General features: G+C 44.8%; 2 protein-coding genes. Both read right to left on the bottom strand.

What is annotated here, in order from left to right; translation table 11 throughout:
* Positions 1-123: 123 nt before the first annotated feature.
* The gene (gene flgL, locus QTO00_RS16870) at positions 124-1,317 is read right to left on the bottom strand and encodes a flagellar hook-associated protein FlgL (RefSeq protein WP_331425816.1); all 1,194 of its coding nucleotides are present in this window, start codon (positions 1,315-1,317) and stop codon (positions 124-126) included.
* 10 nt (positions 1,318-1,327) lie between these two features.
* Positions 1,328-3,202: a flagellar hook-associated protein FlgK gene (gene flgK, locus QTO00_RS16865; RefSeq protein ID WP_331425815.1), complete on the bottom strand. Its 1,875-nt coding sequence runs from the start codon at positions 3,200-3,202 to the stop codon at positions 1,328-1,330.
* Positions 3,203-3,374: the final 172 nt, after the last annotated feature.

The raw sequence follows: 3,374 nt of genomic DNA, 5'->3' as shown, positions 1-3,374 counted from the left end.
ATCTCAAGCGGCAAATTCATTGCCGCCTGGTTTGCCACTCGATTGCCACTCTTTCTATGAGTAAACAAATTCAACTGGCGTCACCTATCTCGCACTTATGGCATAGCACATAAGGCATTGAGTTTAGATGTAGTTAAATAGGGTTAAATCTTTGGTTTTACCAAACGCTTGCTGGGAAGCTTGAAGCGCTCGCGAGTTCTCGTTGAACTCGATAATCGCCTCTGAATAATCCAAGTCTTCAAAATTACTTTTAGATTTCGCCAAGGTCATAGCGAAGTCATTATGTTGCTCTTCTTGAATATCAAGAGTATTCAAACGCGCACCAACATCCGTTCGCCCTTTATTCAAATGAATAAAGGCAGTGTGGAACTCTTCAGTAACCTGGTGTAGCTCTGCTGTATTTGATGTATCAGAGACCGAGCCCTCTGCAAGCCTCATCGCATCTTGAAAGGTTTCAAAGATGCTGTATGTTTTTTTAGGCTCTAAGGTAATTTCGTCACCCTTAGTAATCTGGCCTTTAACCTGAACGGTGATGCCCTCGTGCTTAATACCAACCGCTGGATCAAAGGTATCAGCTTTAACCACAGAGCCATCACGCTCTAGTTGGTAGCCGTATTTACCACCAGGCATGTCAACAAAAGTGACCTTATAGGTAGAGTTGTCATCCGGATTGGTATTGGTCGCCCTTTCAAGCAACAGCTCTGACTCGTCTTTTAGGTCGTACTTAGGCGAGTAATCACCAAATGGGTTATCAATTTCCATAAACAGCTTGCTTCCCGGATCGTTGATCGGCATTTCTAAGCTGTTAGAGATTTTCATTTTGCGTTGGTAGTCATCCCCGGCATAAGCCACATTACCGTCTTTATCTCTAAAGAAAGGTTGGTTCTTAGGCTTAGTTCCGGCGAAGATATAGTTACCAGATTCATCTTGAACATTAACTAGATTCAAGAAGTTATCTGAGATTTCCTGCATCTCACGACGTTTAGCAATACGGTCTTCTGGAGACAATGAACCGTTGATCATTTCCATTACGGTACGTTTTGCCTCATCAGCATATTGCTCTGCGTTGGAAATGATCACTTCATGATGCTCTAGGCGGTTACGGGAAAGGGTAATCGCATCGGTAAACTGGCGAAGTTGTTCCTTTTGTTGACCGATTTTTTGAATATAGTGCGTGGCAAGTGGATCATCACTCGCGCGCATTAACTTTTTACCCGACGCTAACTGCGCTTGATTATGATGTACTTTTGCTTCCGAACGACGCATATCGTTCTGCGCTGATTGATAGTTGTGGAAGCTAGAAATTCGATTGATCATTTAGGCCTCCTTATCTCAACGCAAGAATAGTATTAAAGGTGTCATTGGCAGCTTGCATAATGCGCGAAGAGGCCATGTAAGCTTGCTGAAACTTCATCATGTTTGCAGCTTCTTCATCTAAGTTCACACCTGAAATTGAAGCGACTCGCTCTTGAGCGCCCTCTTTTTCCAAGCGCGATACATCCGTCAAGCGAGAAGCGGTAGACATCTGCAGACCCACATCGGTATTAAGGTTGTGGTAGATATCGAGAATGGTCGACTCACCGCCGTTCAATTTTTTATTGGTTTGAATGTTCTGCATCTTACGCAAGTTGCCGTTGTCACCTTCAGAAGGGACAAGGTTTGCCGTAAATTTATCGTTCGGCAATGCACCGCCAGTTAACTCGAACTGAGTACCTTTAACCTCAACCGGGCCTGTAGGTGGGTAGTTTTGCGGCTGAAGCAGAAGGTTGCCCTTGGTATCCGTCACCGCGAACTGTTTCCCGTCAGGGGAAACAATAACTTCAAACTCGCGCACTTCACCCGCTTTCAAAATAGTAAACTCGGCACTACCTTGAGCAAAGGTTGTTGACGCTTCATAACTCTGCGCGGCAATAGCATTCGGATCATTAGTTGCCATCTGCATTTGCGCTGCGCCACTGCGAGTTGGGCGAATTAGAACTCGTTCGCCAGCCTCTAGACCGTTGCGGATATCAATTCGAATACCATCTAATGTAATCGAGTCATCGACAACAGACACCTGACGCTGCTCTCCTGATGGGCGTGTGACATAGTAATCGCCACCAACGTATTGCAAAGAGTATTCGCCGCCTTGAAGCTGACTGGTATCTTCAATAAACACCGCTAAATCGGCTTGCGAGTTAGAAGACGCAACAACACGCTCCTTCGCAGCAACTTCAGAGTTAACGTCGGTAAAAATCAAACCACCAACATTTCCTCTAAGGTCGAGACCTTGAGCCTGTAAAGCGTTAACTTCATAAGAGAAAGTGGTTGCTAGTTTGCCAAGCTCATCCATCAACTGAGGAATCTTCTCGTCACGCATACTGAGCATCGCACCAAGCTTGCCATCAATATCTTTAGTCGTGATCGCCTTAATCCCCTTACCTTCGATCATGGCAAGTCGGCGTTGGTGAACATCAGGATAACCATCGATCATCTTCAGTTCACTCGATTCTGTACCCGACACTAATGTGTGGCCATTACCAATATGTACGTTAAAGCCTTCAGCATTTTTTCTCGGAGTTACTGTGACCTTGGTGTACTCAGACAGCTCCGCGATTAGCTTTTCATGGGTATCCATTAAGTCATTGTGCGGGCCAGGTGTGCGCATCATCAGGCGATGAAGATCGCGAATTTCAAGCGCTAACTGGTTAACACGTTCGATACCCAAATCGAGCTTTTTGTTTGTGACATCTGACTGACGACGCACCGTTTCATGAAAATCATTTAGGTTTTGAGTAACTAGGTTAGCTTTCTCTAACACCACCTTTCGAGCACCAACATCATTAGGGCTATCAGCCAATGACTTAACCGCATCGAACCACTCATTAATGTTTTCAGGGATTTTTTTCGAAGAAACAGACGACAGCATGTTAGATAGCATCTCTAAATCCGCTTCGTCATCGACCTTACGTGCATAGTTAGTAGTAGAAATATTGAGTTCATTAACGGCAAACTGATCCCAAGAGCGGCGAACTTTTTCCACATGAACGCCCATACCATAGGTTTCCCCGCCGTATTGGCGTGGCATATTTGTGCCTTGTATCACCGACTGACGGCTATAACCCTCTGTATTTACATTAGAGATGTTATGACCGGTGGTGTTTAATTGTCTCTGAGCTGTAAGGACGCTTTGCGAACCTAAATTCAGAAGATCAGACGACATATTGCCCCCAAGAAACCTATAAAAATCAGCGTTAACTGAACATCTAGGTTAGATTTTGCAATATGTGTGCCAAGAGCGAGAAAGCGAGAAAGCGAGAAAGCGAGAAAGCGAGAAAAATTAAAGGGGATTGGCGCTTAGTATCAACCCTCTTTGTATTGGAGAACTGGAGAAC

The sequence above is a fragment of the Vibrio sp. M260118 genome (genome assembly GCF_036533755.1).
GTDB lineage: Bacteria > Pseudomonadota > Gammaproteobacteria > Enterobacterales > Vibrionaceae > Vibrio.
The sequence above is the reverse complement of the archived record's forward strand: the minus strand, read 5'-3'. Positions and strand labels throughout refer to the sequence as shown.

What these genes read in the sequence shown, in the direction of transcription:
- flgL (WP_331425816.1), bottom strand. Translation starts at nt 1,317, where the DNA reads ATGATCAATCGAATTTCTAGCTTCCACAACTATCAATCAGCGCAGAAC.
- flgK (WP_331425815.1), bottom strand. Translation starts at nt 3,202, where the DNA reads ATGTCGTCTGATCTTCTGAATTTAGGTTCGCAAAGCGTCCTTACAGCT.